Annotated in this window: 16 protein-coding genes; all 16 read left to right on the top strand. The window is 25.8% G+C overall.

Translation table 11 applies throughout. From position 1 onward, the window contains the following. Position 1 precedes the first annotated feature (1 nt). The 16 genes from KGF42_RS08450 (at position 2) to KGF42_RS08375 (ending at position 21551) form a co-directional block, all read left to right on the top strand. Positions 2-556, top strand: coding sequence for a hypothetical protein (locus KGF42_RS08450; RefSeq protein ID WP_066024778.1), 555 nt, complete (start codon positions 2-4; stop codon positions 554-556). Positions 557-638: 82 nt separating this feature from the next. Beyond that, on the top strand, positions 639-1748 hold the full coding sequence (locus KGF42_RS08445; protein ID WP_066024779.1) for an NlpC/P60 family protein: 1110 nt from the start codon (positions 639-641) through the stop codon (positions 1746-1748). A gap of 59 nt (positions 1749-1807) precedes the next feature. Beyond that, complete coding sequence (locus tag KGF42_RS08440; protein ID WP_021424736.1) at positions 1808-2287, top strand: hypothetical protein; 480 nt, start codon at positions 1808-1810, stop codon at positions 2285-2287. 109 nt (positions 2288-2396) lie between these two features. Then, positions 2397-2741, top strand: a complete 345-nt coding sequence (locus tag KGF42_RS08435; RefSeq protein ID WP_227826121.1) for a single-stranded DNA-binding protein — start codon at positions 2397-2399, stop codon at positions 2739-2741. Positions 2742-2802: 61 nt separating this feature from the next. After that, positions 2803-4905 (top strand): DNA topoisomerase, encoded by a 2103-nt coding sequence (locus tag KGF42_RS08430; protein WP_227826120.1) that lies wholly within the window; start codon positions 2803-2805, stop codon positions 4903-4905. Positions 4906-4928: 23 nt separating this feature from the next. Beyond that, positions 4929-5876: a hypothetical protein gene (locus tag KGF42_RS08425; protein WP_107594967.1), complete on the top strand. Its 948-nt coding sequence runs from the start codon at positions 4929-4931 to the stop codon at positions 5874-5876. A 376-nt stretch (positions 5877-6252) separates the two neighbouring features. Next, on the top strand, positions 6253-6528 hold the full coding sequence (locus KGF42_RS08420) for a hypothetical protein (protein ID WP_021424742.1): 276 nt from the start codon (positions 6253-6255) through the stop codon (positions 6526-6528). Between the two features lie 9 nt (positions 6529-6537). Beyond that, the gene (locus tag KGF42_RS08415; protein ID WP_021424743.1) at positions 6538-6930 is read left to right on the top strand and encodes a CopG family transcriptional regulator; all 393 of its coding nucleotides are present in this window, start codon (positions 6538-6540) and stop codon (positions 6928-6930) included. Continuing rightward, positions 6930-8084, top strand: a complete 1155-nt coding sequence (gene mobP2 / locus KGF42_RS08410; protein WP_227826119.1) for a MobP2 family relaxase — start codon at positions 6930-6932, stop codon at positions 8082-8084. The genes KGF42_RS08415 and mobP2 overlap by 1 nt, the downstream gene beginning before the upstream one ends. 30 nt (positions 8085-8114) lie before the next feature. Continuing rightward, positions 8115-8318: a hypothetical protein gene (locus KGF42_RS08405; protein WP_227826118.1), complete on the top strand. Its 204-nt coding sequence runs from the start codon at positions 8115-8117 to the stop codon at positions 8316-8318. Positions 8319-8368: 50 nt separating this feature from the next. Beyond that, positions 8369-8821, top strand: coding sequence for a hypothetical protein (locus KGF42_RS08400; protein WP_227826117.1), 453 nt, complete (start codon positions 8369-8371; stop codon positions 8819-8821). A 184-nt stretch (positions 8822-9005) separates the two neighbouring features. After that, positions 9006-9374 carry a hypothetical protein gene (locus tag KGF42_RS08395; RefSeq protein WP_227826116.1) on the top strand — a complete coding sequence of 123 codons (369 nt, stop codon included), beginning with the start codon at positions 9006-9008 and terminating at the stop codon, positions 9372-9374. Next, complete coding sequence (locus KGF42_RS08390) at positions 9361-10734, top strand: ImmA/IrrE family metallo-endopeptidase (RefSeq protein WP_227826115.1); 1374 nt, start codon at positions 9361-9363, stop codon at positions 10732-10734. Before KGF42_RS08395 ends, KGF42_RS08390 begins: the two co-directional genes overlap by 14 nt. A gap of 110 nt (positions 10735-10844) precedes the next feature. Continuing rightward, positions 10845-11234 (top strand): hypothetical protein, encoded by a 390-nt coding sequence (locus KGF42_RS08385; RefSeq protein WP_107594960.1) that lies wholly within the window; start codon positions 10845-10847, stop codon positions 11232-11234. A gap of 36 nt (positions 11235-11270) precedes the next feature. Then, positions 11271-11450 (top strand): hypothetical protein, encoded by a 180-nt coding sequence (locus KGF42_RS08380; protein WP_107594959.1) that lies wholly within the window; start codon positions 11271-11273, stop codon positions 11448-11450. Positions 11451-11528: 78 nt separating this feature from the next. Further along, a complete protein-coding gene (locus KGF42_RS08375) occupies positions 11529-21551 on the top strand; it encodes an immunoglobulin-like domain-containing protein (RefSeq protein ID WP_227826114.1) in 10023 nt (3340 codons plus the stop codon). Positions 21552-21683: the final 132 nt, after the last annotated feature.

The following is a 21683-nucleotide window of genomic DNA, read 5'->3' as shown; positions in this document are numbered from 1 at the left end:
AATGAAAAATAAAAAGATAGTATTTGGAATTGTTATTGCTATTTCTATATTAATAATATCAATATCTTACTTTTGTATAAATAATAAAAAAGATGAAGGTATTGAGCATAAAGAACTTGTAATAGAAAATAAAGATAAAATAGAAGATAAAGAATCTAATAATAATGAGAAAAAAAGTGTCAAAGAAGAAACAGAAGATATAGCAAAAAAATTTGTTATAGCATGGCATACAGTTGAAGAAAATCCAAAAAATAGGATAGATTCAGCTAAAGATTTAATTAATGAAAATTTCTATAAAGAATTGAAGGATGAAGAAGAACTTGAATATAATGATATTAGAAAAGATAAATATACTTATAGAAGAATAAAAGAACTAGTTGCAGTAGATTACAAAGAGAAAGATGGAAAAGTCTATTGGACTGTCAAAGTGTGGTATGATTGGTTAGATAAAGATAAGAAAATACAAGAAGGTAATTTAATGACAGTATATCATGTTGGATTATTAAAAGAAAATAATAACTGGAAAGTATTTGAAAGTCCAGCAGAATTTTATTAAAAACTACTATCTTTTAAAAGAAATTAAAAGATAGTAGTTTTTTAATTTCTTTTTTTATATGAGGAAAGTGTAGGGAATAAAGATGTTAAATTATATAAAGAAAAAAATATTTTTATCTGTGATAAGTCTAGCTATAGCTTTTATGATGATATTTATGTTGATACTTTCTGTTTTTTTTATAGCAAATAATTCTAGTGGAGGAGGAAATTATTCAGGAGGTATTTTAGAAGGTGTACCAGAAGAATATATGCCTTATTTTAATGAAGCAGCAACAATATTTCATGTTCCAAATTGGACTTTAGCAGCAATTGCAAAACAAGAAAGTAATTTTAATCCAAATGATGCCTATGGTGGTGCTTGGGGTATAATGCAAATTCAAAAAACAGACTGGAGCTATTATATCTCAAATGGATTAGGTGATTTATATAAAAGTGTAGGATATTCGTTTTCTAGTGCAGATAATATGTGGCAAAAATACCTCAATGATGTAAGGGCACAAGTTTTAGCAGGTTCTTGGGAATGCATGAGATATACAAATATAGTTTTGAAAAGTAAAAATATAATTGATAGTGTACCATATAGAGATAATCAGAAAATGGCTGAAAATATGGACTTAATTAATTGGAATGCAAATGAAAATGATGTAACATTTAAAGAAATACTAAGACGTTCCTTTGCATGTTATAATGGTGGACCTGGATATGGTTTAAAAGTAAATCTGGATAAAGCACAAAATAATTACCCAAATAAAGTTTTTAAATATGCAATGGAATTTAGAGAAAGTGCAAGTGATTTGCCTAATATAAGTGGCAATCCAAATTCTCCAAAAGCAAAGCAACTATTAGATGTAGCATTTAAACAAAAAGGAAAACCATATGTATGGGGAGCTACAGGACCAAATAGTTTTGATTGTAGTGGGTTAACTCAATATTGCCATAAGCAAATAGGTATTCAAATACCTAGAACAGCACAATCGCAATCATATGCAGGAAAACCAGTAGATAAAAATAATTTACAAGCAGGGGATTTAGTATTTTTTGGTTCTAGTGTAGATAAGATTACTCATGTTGGAATGTATATTGGAAATCGTCAATTTATACATTCACCACAAACAGGTGATGTAGTGAAAATAACAAGTTTAGATAAAGAATATTATGCAAACAGATTTAAAATTGCAAAAAGATTTATTTAAACAAGTAAATTTAATTCAAAAAAAGTGTCCCCAGGTGATTATAAATAAGGAGTCATATTATGGAAGAATATAATATTAAATGTTTAAATGAAGAAGTAGATGAAATAAGATTTTTATATAAAAAATTCGCTATCAATTTAAATGTATCTGAAAATATTTTAGATAGAAAAATTGTATATGTGAAAAGTGGAGCAATCCTTATAGGTGCGTTATATGGATTTGTAAGACAAAGAAATAAATATAGTGATGAATATAAAATATTTAAAGAAATAGAAAAAATATTAGATTCTGACAATGTTATAAATTTAGAAAAATCTAATGTTTATTTTGAACAAATTAAAGGTATGGCATTAACTTTATGGAAAATATATCTGAAAAATGCAAAGACAGAGATAATGAGAACACTAATAGTAAAAGAATTAAAATCCAATTTAAAAGATTTTTATTATGAATATTCTTTGAAAATCAATATAAATATAATACATAAATTGAATGAAATTGATGAAGAGAGAGAACTATTAGAAAGTACAAAAATATAAGTAATATGACTAATAAATAAATGTGCAAGTTAAAGAATAAAATAACAAAAAAGTTTGCAAAAGAGATTCACATAAAATTTATATGGAAAAAAGATGAGGAGATTATTTTATGAATCATGTTAATTTAATTGGTAGATTAACAAAAGAACCAAATATAAAATGTAAAGAAAATGGAAATTATGTGCTTTATTTTGATGTAGCTATAGATAACCAATATAGTAAAAGTATGGTTTCTTATGTCCCTATAGAAGTTAATGGTAAATTAGTTGAAAAATATGCATGTGAACTTTTTAAGGGGCAATTAGTGGCTATAGAAGGTTATATAAAGGCATACAAAAACTATTTTAGAGTGAGTACTAATTATGTGAGATTTTTAAGTAAGAGTAATGATACAGAGTTGAAATATACTCCAGAGCCAATTACAGATGATGATGAAATACCATTTGAAATTTAAATATTAAATAAAGTGTAAAGCATATGTCCCCTGGGGACTTTTTTTAATTGGAGGAAAAGATATGAAAAGTGTTATCATAGCAGAGAAACCCAGCCTAGCTCGTACAATAGTAGGTGCAATAAAGGAAGGTTTTAGTAAGAAAAATGGTTATTACGAAAATAATGAGTATATAGTTACATATGCTTTTGGACATCTGTTTGAATTATTTGATATAGATGATTATTTAAATAGAGAGAGAACTTATTGGAACATTGATGATATACCTTTTGTTCCAAAAAAATTCAAATTTAAATTAAAATCTGATGATGGTGTTAAGAAACAATTTGAGACAATAAAAGAACTTGTAAATAGATCAGATGTAAACGAAATAATAAGTTGTGGTGATGCAGATAGAGAAGGTGAAGTAATCATAAGGTTAATCTTAAATGAAATAAAAGTAGATAAAAGAGTAAAACGATTATGGCTACCAGCACAAACAGAAAATGATATATTAAACGCATTGAATGATTTAAAAGATATTAATAAATACGATAATCTGTATTCAGAAGGTCTATTAAGAACCCATATAGATTGGCTTTATGGTATAAATCTAACAAGATTTTTAACATTAAAAAAGAATAAAACTTTCTCAGTGGGAAGAGTAATAATTCCAATTGTAGAGGTTATTTATAAAAGAGATTTAGAAATAGAAAAATTTGTATCTAAAGATTATTTTCAGCCTGAATTAACTATATTAAAGAATGGAGAAGAAATAAGGTGTAATGTAAATGACTTGAAATTTGATTCAAAAAGTGATTGCGATTCAGAAGTACTGAAACAAAAAGAGTATAATTTAGTAGTTAAAAATATAGATATAAAAGAGGTCAAAAAGAGTCCTAAAAAATTGTTTTCACTTGATAAACTTCAAAATAAATTATCAAAAGATTTAAAATTAAGTGCTGATGAGTCCTTAAAAATCATACAAAATTTATATGAAAAAGGATATGTTACTTACCCTCGTACAAATACAGAATATCTTGCTGAATCAGAAAAAGAAAAGATAAAAAAACTTATAAATATACATGATTCTGAAAATAGAATATTAGAAATTAAAGATAAAAAGAGTATATTTGATGATACGAAGATTGAAAGTCATAGTGCTATAATACCAACTGAAAAACTATCGAGAAAAGATGAATTAGATAGTATTGAAACTAGTGTATACAACATTATAAAAAACAGATTTATGTGTAATTTTTTAAAAGAACAAACTCTTTTAGAAGAAACTATTACAACTTTAGAATTTGGTGAACATGAAATAAAATTAAAAGGAATAGTTATAAAAAAACTAGGATATTTAGCATATGAAAATGACTTGAGCGAGAAGGCAGTTCCTAAATTTTCTCAAGGAGAAAAATTAGATTTTAACATAGAAACTGTAAAGAAAAAAACTCAACCACTTAAACATTTATCTCTTGAAGATTTAAATAATTATCTAAAAAATCCATTTAAAAATGATGAAATGACAGAAGATGAAGAATATAATTTAATGTTAAAAGGAGTTGAGATAGGGACTGTTGCTACTAGAGCAGAAATAATAAATAAAGCTAAAAAGTTACAATATATCGAAGAAAAGAAAGGGACGTTTTTCATAAAAGAATTAGGGAAAATATTAATCGAATCTCTTGGTGAATTAAACATTAATATGGATAAAAATAAAACTGTTGAATTATCAAAAATATTAAAACAAGTATACAGAAAAGAAATAGAATTTGATAAGGCTATTGAACTATATTCAAATGATTTAGTTAATACAATAAACAATAGCAAGGATATTGAAGTAAAAAAAATAGACTCTAATGTGAAAGAAAAAGAGGTTATAGGTGTATGTCCTAAGTGTAGAAAAAATGTATTTGAAGGTCCTAAAAGTTTTTATTGTGAGGGCTATAAAGATGTAAATAAGTGTACTTTTTATATATCTAAAGAAGATAAATTTTTTCAAGCTAGAGGGAAAAAACCAACAAAGACAATGGTTAAGAATCTACTAAAAGATGGAAAGGTTAAAGTTAAAGGATTTAAGAAAAAAAATGGGTCTAGTTCTTATGATGCGATAGTAAATATGGACTTAAAGGGAAAATGGGTCAATTTTAGCTTACAATTTGATAGTAAAAAAATTAAAAGATAAAGAAAAGAAAGGTAGCATTTTATATGGATAAAATAAAAGAAAAGGTAAGAAAATTTTTGAATACATTACCTCAAAAACTAAATATAGTATATAAAAAAATAAGTCAAAATAAAGCCTTTATATATTATGTTATTCCAGTATGTATGATTCTAGGATTTTCATTTTTTTTTAATTCAAAAACTATTTTTTCATCTAAAGAGGATATAAAAAGCACACCATTATACGTTGAACAAACTCTAGGAAGTACAAATATAGCTTTAATGAATAGAAGATATAATCCTATAGATAGAAAAGTAGAATTTATAATATCTGGAGAACAACAAGATAAATTAAAGGAAAGTAATTTGAAATTTGAACTAAGAGAAAAGAAGAATCCTACTATTTCAATTCCACTAGAAAGTAAGAGATTAGATGAAGATAATTATGTTATTATAGCAAAAGTACCTAAAAATTGGGAGGTATTATCTTTATCTATTGTTGATGAAACAAAAGACTATTTGGATGCTATTGATTCAGTAAAAAAAGAAACAGACTATATAAATAATATTAATAATTTAGATAAACAGACTACATCTAAAGGTAATAATAAAGTAAGAATTTATACAGATTCAAGAGAGATAGAAAAAGATTACAAAATGAAAGAAAAGAATAAATATGAGTATTTAATTCAATTAACAAATAAGAAAATTGAATTTATAGAAGGCGAAATAGGTAAGCAAAATAAATTAATAGATGCTGAAAAAGAAAAACAAGACAAGTTGATATATGAAATTAATAAAATAAGAAGTGATGAAAGATATAGAACAGATAAAGAAAAAGAGGATGCTAAATATGAAATAAGCTCTTTAGAAAGCACAAAAAAAGGTTCTAAAGAAAATGTAGAATTATATAATAATCAGATTAAAGAATATAGAGAAAAAATTAGTAAATTAAGATTAAAAGTAAAAGATTATGCAAGAAAAAATCATTAAATTTATACAAAAAAACATGTATTTTTGGTGGTCTAAGAGTGGTCTAAATGTGTATTTTTGAGTGATTTTCTGACCCCAAAGAAAATAACCTATAGAATACATAGCATTTTGACTTTAACTAAAGAGTTTTGCTAGGCTTTGCCTAGCTCCCCATGTTATGGAATAAATGAAATTTATGTAATATGGGGACAAAAACTCCTTATGCTCTTTTTTTTTAGGAGAAACGAGTAAAAAAAACTACCAATAATAGATTTTAAGAAATAAAGATGTGTATAAAAGTGTAGAGATGTAATTATGATAAATACAGGTTTAGAAATCTTTTTAAAATTCTTTGCAAAGAAATATAATATTACAAAACAAAAGAAGGTGAAAGATATTGGGAGAAATAAAAATTAGAAATTTACCAGATTTTGTTATAGAAAAAATAGACATAATGGCAAAAAAAAATGGAATGAAAAGGGAAACTTTTTTAAGAAAACATTTAGAGAATTTAGTAGAATCAGAAGAGATATTTAAAATTGAGGATAAATATAAATTAATTTTAGAAAAGGCTTTAGTAATAATTGAACAAAATTCAGAAGAGATTCAAAAAAATAGAGAAGTGATGAATTTATTTATGATAGAAAATATGATCTCTTTAGATGAAAATTAGGAGATGAATATGCATAAAATACATGTAAGTTTGGATGATAAAAGTTTTGAATTTATAGAAACTTTAAAGAAAGAAAAAAACTGCAATAGGAGTAAGATTATATCAGATATAATAAGAGAATATATGAATAATATGAATGAAAATGAGATATTTGATATTATAGCGGATAAACTATTTGATAGAATAAAGACATACTTATCTAGTACTAAAAAGACAACAAGTATTATAGATGAAAATGTTCAAATATTAATAGAATTAATAAATGGGATTTATCTTAAAGAAAAGTATGTTGATGTAGTTTCAACTGATGTAATTTCTTCTAAAGCTTTAGACTCATCAAAAAAAATAGTTAAAGACAGACAGATATTAAATAAATATAAAAAGGAAGGAAAATTATATTAATGTCTACTCCAGGTGTTATACATAAGTCAAGATTTGTTATATCTACTTCAGAAGAATTTAAAAATTATATTGATTATGTTGATAGGGATGAAGCAATAAGAAATAATGCTTATAGTAGATATTCAGCCTATAATGATTACATGGGCAATCCTGAAAAAACAAGTGCTCTTTTTACACAAGATAGAAATTTTTTGAGAGAGAAAGATAAAGAAAAAGTAAAAGATTTATTTTCAATGGCACAATCAAAAAAAAGCATAATGTGGCAAGATGTATTTAGTTTTAATAATGCATGGCTAGAAAAAGTAGGTTTTTATGATAGGAGAACAAAAGATATTGATGAAGAAAAAATAAAAAATGCTGTAAGGGCTTCTATGAAATATTGGTTTGAAGAAGATGGGCTTGATGGTAGTGCAATATGGAGTGCTGCTATACATTATAATACAGATAATATACATATACATATCGCTACATGTGAACTTAATCCATTAAAACAACGTGGTAAAAGAACATTAAAAACACTTGAAAATATGAAAAGTAAATTTGTAAATAATTTATGTAATGAAAAAGAAAGTTATAAAAAAATAAATGATATAATAAGAGAAAATATTGTAAGTGATATAAATTCAATTAATTATAATAAAAATAAATTAAAGAATTTATACAAGAAAGTAGTAGAAAATTTACCAGTTGATAGGCGACAATGGTATTATAATTATAATACAATGTCAGATGCTAGAGTCTATTTAGATAAGATAACTTCACTTTATATAGATGAAAAAAAATCTAATGATTGGAGTTTATTAATGAAAGAATTGGATAAACAAGAACATATATTGAAAGAAGTTTATGGAAAAGGTAAAAATGAAAAATATAAACATTATAAAGATAATAAGATACAAGATTTATATACAAGGTGTGGAAATCGGATATTGAATGAAATCAAGGAACATATAAGAATGGAGGAATTAAGAGAAAAAGAATTATTAAAAATTAAAGATAAGAAGTTAAGAGAAAAGAGGAATAAAAAGATTAATTTAAAAATATTTGCATCTAATTTAAAGAAGTTAGAAAAATCTTTAAATGATGAATTTAATAGTTTGAAAAATCAAAGTTACTATGATAGATTGCAAGAAGAAAAAGAGTATAATATGTAAATTATAAATAATATAAGAGGAGTGATTTGAATGGATTTTTTAATGTCAAATAATAATAAAGGAATAGTTACTAATATATTTGCAGATACTTTAACTATAGAAGATATAGAAAGTAATGATATTACAGAAATAATTATGGAAAAAGGGTTTGTTGAAGAAAGTGAAATAGAAATTGGTTGTTTTGTGGAATATGATAAATATAAAAAAATAATAATTCAAGAAGATATAAATTAGAAGAAGATGTCTCCAGGGGACATCTTTTTAATTGTAAAAGGAGTATGTCTATGCTTTTAAAAAAACATATATTTAAAGTTAAACTTGTAATGCTGAGTCTATTTTTTCTATTTATATGTACAGTTAAAATAGAAGCGTATAGGGATAATGAGATAGATGATTTAAAACCTCATTATAATCAGATTGAAGGATTAGAATATAATTATGAATCAATGATTGAGGTTGATTCTGATAATAATGAGAAAGTACTAAAACTTTATAAATATATGAGTTTAATACCAAATAATGTTATAAATGAATTTGCAGAGAATGGAGGAAAAATTGTTTTAACACATGATTCTCTACAAGATAGATTTATTAGTGAATATGCATTAGCAGGAGTTTATTTTGATAAAACTATTTATTTAAGTGATAAAGAAAATTGGTCTGAACAATCTTTGATACATGAGGTGGGTCATTTTATTAGTGACTTATATAATGATACAAGTGATAGTGTTTTTTAGATATATATGCAAATGAAAAAAACTATTTAAAGTTAAATTCAGATAAAGATATAAACTATTATATAAAAAATTCTGATGAATATTTTGCACAATGTTTTGAAGAGTTCATAATAAATCCTGATCGATTATTAAAAAATAATTTTAGAACATATAAATATATTAGATTTTGTATAAATAGAGTTTAGTGGTTTCAAAAAGATGTCCCCAGGGGACTTTTTTAGGATGTGATTTTATAGAAATAGATGAAAAACTAGTAATTAAAGATTTTAATAAAGGATTAAGTATACTAGAGGATATATGTACTTTAAATGAATTAAATAGAATGGATTTTGAAAAAAAATTAAATGAAGTATTTGAGATTTGTAATACATTAGAGGTTCTTAGTGTGTTTTGTGATGCAAGTGAAGAAATAAAAAAAGCCTTTTGTGGTTTAATATGTGTTTCAAAGGTGATAAAAAATAATAAAGATTATTTTTGTAATAACGCTAGATTTAGAAAAAGACAATTAATATTTTTAAAAAATAACGAGGTGAATAAAATTGAAAAAATATAATGAGAAAGATATAGAAGCATTAAAAGCTAAAATAGAAGGACATTTAAAATTAGTTGATAAAAAAATAGAATTGCATCTTAACACAAAAGAAGAAATGGAAAACTATCTTAAATTTATGGCAAAATTTTATGACTATTCAAATGGTAATAGGATATTAATTGAAAAACAATTTACAGGTGCAGAGGCAGTAGGTTCATTTAAATTTTGGAAGGAAAAAGGGTTTGCTGTAAAACGAGGAGAAAAGGGTGTAAAGATTCTTGTACCTTGTTTTAGTAAATACTTAATGTATGAAAATGGAGATACAAAAAATATAAAGTATGCATCAGAGGAAGAACTAGAAAAAGTTAAAAGAGGAGAAATAAAAACAAAGAAAAAATTATGTTACTACATGGAAGGAAATGTATTTGATATAAGTCAAACTACAGCTAAAACTAGTGATTTACCAAAGATTTTTCCTAACAGATGGCTAGAGGGAGATATAAGCAACTATAGTCTAATGTATAAAGGTATGGAGAATATCGCTGAAAAAATAGGTGCTAAGATTGTAGAGCCATATGAAGAACTTGGAGTAGCAAAAGGTGTTACATATGGAAATAAAGAAATTGCATTAAATCATAGAAATTCTCAACTTCAAAATGTAAAAACCTTATTACATGAACTTGCACATGCAAAACTTCATGGAGGCAAAAAACATGAGAACTACACAATAGAAGAAAGAGAATTTCAAGCTGAAATGGTGGCATATACAACATGTAGTTATTTAAAAATAGATACAAGTGAATACTCTTTAGATTATATAAAAAACTGGACTAAGGATACTGATATACGACATAAAAAAGACTTGCTAAAAGAGGTGTCTGATACTGTTAAAGAGTATATAGAAATACTTGAATTAACTTTAGAGAGAGAAAGAGAACTAACTAAAGGTAAAGAAAGCAATAATGAAGAACTAGAAAAAGATAACAATAATAGTAAAAATAAAGAATTGACGATAGAAGATACATATGTAAAATTTATTGGCAGTACAGCTAAGGAAATAGAAAGAGGTGATAAATGGCAATTTAATGTAACAAATGAACTTATTGAAATGATGGAAAAGAAATATAATATAGATGAAATCACACATAAGGTGAAAATTAAATTATATAAAAATGAGAAATGTAGTCAATTACTTTCCTCAGAATTAGAATTTAATATAGGAGATGGAGAAGCAAGAGATTTAACAGAACGCATTTTTATGGCTGTAAAAAAAGATGAAAAAGTTATAAAAGAAACATCTTTAAGAAAAAATATTTTAGAAAAATTTAAAGGTAATAATAGTACAAAGCAATTTAATAAAGAGCTTGACAGAGAAATGTAAAAAATATGTCCCCAGGGGACTTTTTTAATGAGAAAATATATGAAAATAAAATTTTCATCTGAAAATTTGAAACGAAAAATGTTGTTACAGGAGTAAGGAGGTACTTTATTATGAAAAATCTTAAAAAACTAGCTGCGTTAGGTATAGCTACATTATCTGTTTCAGCAGTCGCAATGACATATACAGGAGAGGACACAACTAATAGTCTTATAAATACATTACTAGGATTAGATAATGATGCAAAGCTATTAGCAGAAGGAGAAGCAAAGTTAATAGAAGAAGTAAATAGATTAAAAGAAGAAAGAGCTAATTTAACTGAACGATATAATGAACTAAAAGGAAGTTCTGATGCAGATGATTCAACAAACATTACAACTATAAATAATGAAATAAACAAGGCTAATGATGATTTAGCATCAGTACAAGATGTATTGGATGGAATAACAACAGGAGTTACACATGTTGATGGATATTTTGATGTGATAAATGGTACAAAATAAAAATTTTATTAAATAAAAGTAATGAGGATATTGTATATGTTGAATAAATATAATATAAAAGAAACAGTAATAAAAATAGTGTTTCAAGATGAAAAAGTGAAACATGAACAGTTGATACAAGAGTTGCAAAACACTTATGAACTAAAAAAGTTACAAAATATAAAACTTGGAATAGAAAATGAGAATGAAAATGACTTTTTAAGTCATTTTTTTTAATAGAGAAAAAAGTAAATCTGTAAAAAAATAGTCTCTTTATTAGGGACTATTTTTTATGAAAATGAGGGGATGGTGTTTATGTATAATAAGAAGGTAATTTCTATATTATTATCTACAGTAATTGCAAGTTCAACTAGTTTAAATATAACACTTAGCAATATAAATGTTTTTGCTGATAAACCAACGTATAAGAATAACTTACAAAGTGAAAATGAAAATATTTCACTTCATATGGGAGAATATAAAGATGATAATGGAATATTAAGTTTTCAAGGTGCAGAAGGCAAACTTAAAGAAGCAACTTATTTAAGATTTGACTTCAATAGAAATGCGTATAATGATGTGACTGTCTTGTATACATTAAACTCACAAGAAGAAAGCATTACTGGTAAAAATATAAAAATACCTATAAAGAATCAAACAGAATTAGATGAAGTATTAAAAAGTTTAAAAATAAATACAAATGGTAATAAAAAATTAGGCTTTAATGTTTCACTAGGAGGATTACCCATCTTTAAAAGTGTAGAAGGTAAACCATCTCGTTTATATAAGCCAGAGAGAGCGATTGATGGAAATAACGACACTTTCTATGGAGCTATAAATCAAAATGATAGCACATTTACTATTTTGTTTGAAGAAAAAACATATATAGAAAATGTACTTATAAAAGCAAATAAAAATTTTACAATAGAAGGTTTAAAAGATAATGTTTGGAAAACTATAGGAGATAGTACAACTGATTCAATAGAAATAAATGGGAAGAAAAAAATAAATGTAGAAAAAGATATATATGATGGAATAATTATAAAACAAAAACATTCTGGCGTAGACTCTTGTACAATTAATGAAATTGAATTTAACAATGGAAGTGTAGAAGAAAAAATAAATTATAATTCAAATGTATGTAGTTTAGATTTAGGAAATAAAGTTGTTAATGAAGATGGAAGTATATCATTTAAAGACTTTAATGCTAAAGGAAATGAAGTTAAACTTTTAATAAGTTTTGAAAAGAATAGTGATAAAAATAAAATATCTTATATGCAAAATAAACAAGCTGTTGAGAAAAAAGGGGACTGTGAAATAGATGTAAATAATGAAACTGAGTTAAATGAAATACTAGAAAGTATTAAAATTTACTATGATAATAAGACTGAAAATAGTGCGAGTATTTCATTAATAACAAACAATAATAATTCTATAGAAAATGTACCAAAAGGAATTATAGCAGAAGGTGGAGCATCTGATAGTGTACACACAGCAGAAAATGTATTTTCTGGTAGTAATAGTTTTTTTATAAGTAATTCAAGCAATACTTTAACATTAAAAAATACAAAAGATATTTATCTAAACGGAGTAGCGTTTTTGAATGGAAATTCTCAAACTATTATAAAAGGATTGAAAAATGGTAAGTGGTCAGATATAGGAACACATAGCTCTAATGATTTTGAAATGATAAATTTAAATTCTGGTTACTATGATGAAGTAAAGTTTACTAGTAGTTCTACACTGGATATTAGAAATTTATATTTAAGATATAGTGATATAAAAGAAAATATTAAGTTAGATATAAAAGAAGAAGTAGCAGACAAAATAGATTTGGGTAAAATAGAATATTCTAATGGAAAAATAACATTTAAAGGTGCAACAGGTAGGATTCAAGATAAGGCTAATATTAGTATTTCATCAAAAACTAATGTATGGATTAATTATACTTTAAATGGCGAAGAAATAACAAAAGATGGAAAAGAGATAATTGTTGAAGATTTGACTCAAGAAACTTTAGATGAATTTTTAAGTAATTTTTCTATAAGTTACAATGAATATGAAGGTTGTGAGCTAGATATTAGTTTATTAGGTAATTCAAGTACAATAATACAAACACAAAATTATAGTATACCTCAAATTCAAGGTGATTTAGAACTGAATTTAGGTGATTATGAAAATGACGGAGATGGAAATGTAGTATTTCCAAGTGCTAAAGGCTTACTATATAGAAAAGGTAATTTAAATATAAACTTTGAAACAGGTTTTAGTGATGATATAGAAATAAAATATAAATTAAATGATACTGAATATACTAAAAAACAAAATAATTTATCTATACCAGTTTCTAATCAACATGAATTGGATGAAGTACTAAACACACTAAAAATTAAATGCGATAGTAACTTAGAATATAATTTAAATATTACTTTAGCAGAAGAAAGATATATTCCTCTAGGAACTACATCAGATAAACCAGAAGTGTTAAATGGGAAAGGTTGGTATTCTGGAAGGAGTAGTACTGCAACAATAAATTTTAAATCCCCTTTAAAAATGAGTGCTGTAAGCTTAACAAAAACAAGTGGAGTAGATAATTGTTTTTATATAAAAGGATTAAAAAATGGAATATGGAAAGAAATAGGGCGTTTTACAACTGTTTATCCAGATTATGACCGTTTATCAACAAGAGAAATTGATGTACAAAGAGATTCTTATGATGCAGTTTCTATAACTTATACAGTTGCAAATGGTTGGGGAAGTTCAAATGTTAGTAAACTTGGATTTTTAGATAAAGTTTCGAGTTCTGTTAAAATAAAGCCAAATATAAATTTAAAAGTTACATTAGCAGATAAATTAGAAAAAACAATCTTAAAATGGACAAGTGATTTAGAAGTATATGCTTATAATATTTATGTTAAGAAAAAAGAAGATGTTAACTGGTCTTTATGTAAGAGTGTAACATCAAATATTAATGAAACAGATGATTATAACATAAATGATTTAGCAGCTCCTTCAATTCCACAATATGAAATACAATTAGATGGATTAAAAAAAGGAATACAATTAGAGTCAGATGATTTAGGAACAGAATACTCATATTATGTAAATGCAATTGATAAAAATGGAAATAAAATAGGGACATCTAATGTTGAGAACGTAAATGTACAAAGTGATTTTAAAGAGTTTGTTTATGAAGTAAATAATAATGCTACAACACCAATTGAATTAAAAAATAAAAGTAATGGTTTTATACCACTTAGAGAATTAGTTGATAAGAATTATCTACATGTTGCTTCTGTAGATAATATAGGTAATATTAGTGATATAAAAACAATTCCAATCCTAGGTATATTTGTAGATGGACCTCCTATTATAAATGTACCTGGAGACTGTTCCTTAAAAACAAACAGTAAAATAGATATAAATGAAGGAGTGTCTGCTATTGATGAAATAGATGGAGACTTAACAAGTAAAATTAATACTAAAATTATATCTCCTAAAGGAGAAGTCGTATCTGACATAGATACAAATATTTTAGGAAACTGGATTATAGAATATAAGGTAACTGACAGCAAGGGGCAAACTACAGAACATATTAGAAAAATAAATGTAATAAAAAATATAAACTTAAAACTTAATGTTGGGAAACTATTGACAACAAGTAAGTTTACACAATTTCCAAATGCTAAAATAGAATTTAAAGAAGATGAAAAGGTAAATGGAATTAAGATGTATTTTAGTAATGAGTTTAATGATTCTATGAAAGTTCATTATACATTAAATGGAATTGAAAAAATAACAACTGATAGAAGTATAGTTATAGATGATGAATTAACTATTAAAGATGCTGAAAATTTAATTAAATCAATAAAAATTGAACATGATAATAGTAAGAAATTCAACTTTAATATAGTTTTAAGTAGTAATGATGCTGAAAGTATAATTTATAATTATGAAAATAATCATTATTATAAATTTATTTATTCAAATGGAATTAGTTTAGAAGATGCTAAAAAAGAAGCAAGTAAACAAGAGTTTTTAGGTAGTAAAGGTTATTTAGTAAAAATAGATTCAGAAAGCGAAAAAGAAGTTTTAAGTATGTTAACAAATCAATCCTTTTGGAATGAAGCATCAACAGATAATAAAGAAAAAAATGGTTTTGTAGTAGAGTTTGGGCTGGAAGATAAACTTCCTTCTCCAGATACAATAAATATTTTTGATTATGAAAGCATTATAAATATTGAACCTTTTGAATCTAAACAAGATATAGTACTTAATACTTTAGTGGATAAAAAAGAAAATAAAGTAATACTTGACTGGAATGATGTTGAGGATGTAGATTACTATAAAGTATATCAAAAGAAAAATGGAATGGGTGATTTTGAAGCAATGTCATCCAATAACTATGCAAAAGGTAAAAAAGTAAAGGTTTTAAATATATATCCAACTAGTTCCGTTAAAGATACCTTTAAAAATTGGGTAACCGAATCTGGTCAAAGGTTAATTGATATAGACACTGTAAGTAATGGTGATTTCAATAATAATCCAGATTTTTACCTAAAAGATAAAAATGGAAAATATAAATATGATGTAATTGCTTGTGGATTTGCTAATATAACTACAGCTACTTCACTTCCAATTAAGTCTGTATTAGCTATCAATGAGGCAAAAGATAATAATATCGGCATACTTTTAGGACATCACTACATTGGAGAAAGTATAGGAAATTTCCCAAAATTTACAGAAGATTATTACATGAAATCATACAATAAATCAAATGAAGTATGTGGGGTTGAAGTAGAAATTAATAAATCTCATGAGGCATTAAATTATCCAAATAAACTGGGTAATGTAGGAGATGTACTTAAGATACCAGAATCTCATAGTAATCTAAATGCTTACCCTTTGGAAGATGATGTTATTATAAAATTCCACAACTCCAAAAACCATCGATATCCTTATTTTGGTTGCAGTGAGAAATATGATGGATATAAAGGAACTATAGATGGAAAAAATGTATCTCAAAATGCTTATTTAAGCATACATGAAAATACAGCACAAATCCAAATGGGACATAGTGGAAGCGTTACAACTGATGAGAAAAATATGTTAGCAAACACAGTCTTTTATTTAGCACAAAAATTGGATGAAAGCTATCTTGAAGATATAAATGGAAAAGATATAAATGAACCAACAACTCCTGCACATAAGTTATATCAAACAGGAATAAAACAGGGAATAAAATTTAATTCAGAAGATATTGGTTCAAAGTTTGAATATTATATAGAAGGTGTATCAAAATTTGGAGATGTAACACATACTTCAAACAAAAAAATGGTTGAAATAAAGTCTGGTCTTGAAGGTTTTAATTATGAAGTAAGTGATAATCCTACTCCATCATCAAATCTAGGAGACAACATAAATAGTACAGATGGTTTTATTTCTGCAAAAGAATTAGCAAGTAAAAAATATGTACATATAATTTCTATAGATAAAGCAGGAAATAAGAGCCAAATAGTTACGTTACCAATAACAGGATTATTTATAGATAATCCGCCAGTTTTAAAAATCGGTGGAAACATATCAGTAGGACAAAATAAAAAATACAATATTATGGAAAATATTTTAGCTACAGATGATTATGATGGCGACTTAACTAAAGATATAAAAGTTAATATTAAAACCCCAAATGGTAGAATAGTTGATAAATTTGATACAAGTATTTTAGGGAAATGGACAATAGAATATAGTGTAAAAGATAGTAAAGAGCAAGAAAGCAGGGAAGAAAAGACAATAACAGTAAAAGAAAATTTAGATTATTTAAATGTAAATTTAGGAGAGCCCAATAAAACAAGATTTTGTACAGAATTTCCTAATGCATCAGTTATAAACAATAGTGATAAAAAAATAAATGGAATTAAACTGTACATTACTTCTGGGTACAATGAAAGCATAGTAATAAATTACACGGACAAAGGAATTAAAAAGTCTTTTAAGGGTCAACAAATAATATTAGATGATAGTTATACAACAGAAGAAGCTAATAGTCTAGTAAAGTCATTAAAAATAGAGCATGATAATACAACTGATTTTGATTTTAATATAAGAGTTGGAAATTCATTAGCCGAGGATATAGTATATAATTCCCAAAATAAACATTATTATAAGTTTGTAAATGCGTCAGGAATAACATGGGAAGACGCAAGAAAAGAAGCTGAAAAACAAGAATTAGAAGGTGTTAAAGGGTATTTACTTACTATAGAATCATCTGAGGAACAATCTATAATAAATAGTATGTCACCTCAGTCTATATGGATTAACTTAAAAAGGCTAGATGAAAAATGGGTATCTGTAATTGAAGATGAGACAAAAGAAGCAACTTATTTTAATTGGATTGATGGAGAACCTAATGATCAAAGTGGAATTGATGTACAAGAAGATTATGTGCAAAGTATAAAGGAGAATAATGGAAAATGGAACGATATTCCAAATGATACTACATTACCAGGTTTGCTTCCAAAATTTAAAATAAATGGATATGTAGTTGAATTTGATGTGAATAAAGATATTTCTAATCTAAACACTTATGAAGATACTGCACATATCAAAAAAATGATTTCAAATCAAGATATTGTTTTAAATACTGTAAATGATGATGAAAATAATTATGTTAAATTAAATTGGAACAAATATAAAAATGCAGAGTATTATAAAGTTTTTAGAAGAGAATTAAATAGTGATTCAGATGAATTTGAAACTATCTTAGAAAATACAAAAGAAAACTGTATTAATGATATGGATGGAAAAGATATAACACCTCCAATATATGATTTTTCTTTAATATTTGATAAAGAGATGAACTCAAGATTAGAATTTCATGCAGAAGAGGTTGGAACAACCTATGAATATAAAGTAGAAAGTTATGATAAAGACAATTATCAAACTGCATATTCAAATACTTCTAAATCTACAGTTACATCTAAGTTCAAAGGATACAGCTATGTTGTTGATGAAAAACCAGATACAGAACTTGATAATACTATAAATAATATAAATGGAAAATTTTCTTTTGAAAATGTAACTTATAACACATATCTTCATATAAAAGCAATAGATGAACAAGGGAATGCTACAAAAACAAAACATATCAAACTTGCTGATGAAACACATAACAATGAACCTAGAATAGTTGTAAAAGGAAAAAATAGAGTTATTAAAATAGGAGAAGAATTTAATAAACTAGATGGTGTGAAAGCATATGACCTGGAGGATGGAGATTTAACAGATAAGTTAGTTATTGAAGGAGAAGTTAATAATCAAGTAAAAGGTGTATATGAGGTTAAATATAGTGTTGAAGATAATAAGGGATTAAAGTCAGAAGTAATTGTAAAAGTTCATGTAACAGGTAATATGAACTTAAACATAGAAGAACAAGAAAAAGATAAACTATTAATTAGTTGGAATGAAGTAAAAAATGCTGTTAAATATAAACTATACAGAACGGATGTAAATGGATATGATTTTGAAGAAAAAGGCGTTTTCGCTGATACAACATTTATAGATAATTCAGCCAATGATGTAAGCTCTCCAGTAATAACATATTTAAATGAGGTAATCACAGAAGAAGAAACAAGTAAAATTGGTAGATTTACTATTTTAAGTAAAAATATAATAAAATTAGCAGACAAAGAAATCAATAAAGATTCAGAACAAAATACTGAATTAAAATTATTAGCAAGAGATTTAGCATCAACATATAGATACTTCGTTGAAGCAATAGATATAAATGGTAATGTTGTAAACTCCAGTGAAATTAAAAATGGTTCTGTTTCAGTTGGACTAGCAGGGTTTAATTACATAATAGATAATAAAGAAGATACAGAAGCAGCCAATTTTGTAAATGCAAAAAATGTACTTGATATAGATATATCTAATAGTAAATTTAAGTTTCTACACGTAAAAGCTATTGATTCAAATGGGAATGTAAGTAAAACTGCACATCACTTAATAAGTGGAAAATATGATACTAACCATATTCCTGTTATAAGAGGTTTAAATACGATAAGAGTTAAAGAAGGAGATAAATTTGACCAACTTAAAGGAGTAAGTGCATATGACACAGAAGATGGAGATTTAACATCTAAAATAGAGGTTGAGGGAAAAGTAGATTCAAATGTAAATGGAAAATATATATTAACATATAAAGTTGAAGATTCACAAGGGAACAAAAGAGAAGTGAAAAGAAATATAATTGTATATGCAGATATGGAAATTAAAGTAACACCAGATTTTGAAGAAAATAATTTAGTTATATCTTGGGAAGAGAATCCTTTAAAAGATAAAGTATTTTATGAAGTTAGAAAATATGATTATGAAATTGGAAACTATAAAACTATTGGATATACAGAAGATTTAAGTTTCGTGGATAAAAATGCAAAAGATATTTATGGTTCTAAAATAAATAATATACAAGGAAGTGATATGGATACAGATGAATTAGAGGATAAAATTATACTTGATATAGATGCTAAAGATATAGGAGCTTCTGAAAAGTATCAAGTTAGGACTAGATTAAAAGAAGATAATTTAATTCTTAGAGATATGACAAATGAAGAAGGAGTAGATTGGGGAGTTAGAGGAAATCTGAGTGGAGTTGTTAAATCTTTTAAATGGAAATTAAGTAATAAAAGAGAAGATAATTTAAAAAGTGGTATGATAACTACATCTATATCTCCTAATAAAATAGAATTTGAACACAAAGGATATAAATATATTCATATTATGCCAATTGATTCTTACGATAATGAAGGAGATATTGTCCATTATGAAATTGGTAAACCACCTGTTGAGGAAGTAATTGAGCCACCTATCATAGACATAAATGGAGTTCCTGTTATAAATGGAGTAAGTACAGCTACAATAAAAATTGGTGATGAATTTAAAATAATGGAAGGTGTTACTGCAAAAGACTACAGAGGTCAAGATTTAACTAATTTTATCAAGGTAAAAGGATTTGTAAATAGATATGAAAAAGGAGAATATAACTTAACCTATTCAGTAATTGATTTTAAAGGTCAAGAGACTTTAAGAACATGTAAGGTAATAGTTATAGACTATAGTGAGCAATTACCAGATTCCAAACCAGATAAAATAAATAGTTCTCCAGAGGCTAATTTTTGGAATGAAGATTATATTTATGTAGGAGAAAAATATGGAGAAGATAGAATATTAAACGGAATAAGAGTAATTGATGAAGAAGATGGAGATATAACACATAAAGTAACTTATGAGACTGATTTAAACATAAATGAAGTTGGAACATATGTAATACTTTATAGTGTAAGTGATAATGATGCTAACAAAGTAAAATTTACTAGAGTAGTGTATGTAATAACAAAAGGAGAATATAAGCCAGATTTAGGAAATAATGAAAACTGGAAAAATGGAAGATGGGCAAGAATAAAAACATATAATAAATATCTAAACGTAGGAGACACATTTAATATAAAAAGTGGAGTATATGCTTATGATGATGTTGATGGAGATATAACATCAAAAATAAAAGCATCTGGAATTGTAAATACAATTAAACCTGGTGCGTACAATGTCACTTATAAGGTGACTAACTCTGATAATAATACAACTATAGCAGGAGCAACAGTGTTTGTAAGAGATGGAGGCTGGGATAATAACAATGGTGAAGAACCTAATCCAAATCCGGATTGGGGAAGTAATGATAATGATGATTCACATAATAATCATATTCCAAATAGACCAGACCAACCAAATCAAGATGAAGATGACATAAATGGGGATAAACTTCCTAATATAAATGATGATACAGGTAAAGATGATAACAAAGATATATTCATTGACAAAGATGGAAATAAAATATTTCCAGATGGAATAATTGAAAAACCAGATGGAACACAGATTAAACCAAATGAAGAAGGTGAAAAACCAAATATTGATAATAATGGAAATATAATTGTACCACCAGGAGGAATAATTATATTTCCAGATGGGACTGTGATTGTACCTGAAAATGGAGCAATAATACATCCTGATGGAAAAGTTGAATTAAACAAAGATGAGGATAAAAATGAAAAAAATGATTATGATAATGAGCATAACAATCCTAATAAGTTTAATAATATAACTCATCCATCTTCAAACAATAATCATGATGATAGTTATAATGATTCAGAAGAAAATAATTTAGATAAATCCTCTTCTGAAATTTCTCCTAAAACTGGTGATAGAGGAGTGATGGGATTTATTATCACAGGATTTCTATCTTCTATTTGCCTATTTTTTAGTAATAGAAAAAGAAAATAATTAAATTCGATTTTAATATATAAAGGAGCTGTCGCATGAGCAAATTAAATTTGTTCTGTGAGAGCTCTTTTTTTATTTATTTTAATATTGATTATTACACTCTAAAAATGCATAGTTTTCCTCACTTTCATA

This window comes from Clostridioides sp. ZZV15-6383, assembly GCF_020657735.1.
In the GTDB taxonomy this organism is placed as follows: Bacteria; Bacillota; Clostridia; order Peptostreptococcales; family Peptostreptococcaceae; genus Clostridioides; species Clostridioides difficile_D.
Note: the sequence above shows the minus strand (reverse complement) of the source record. Positions and strands in the feature narration are given on the sequence as shown.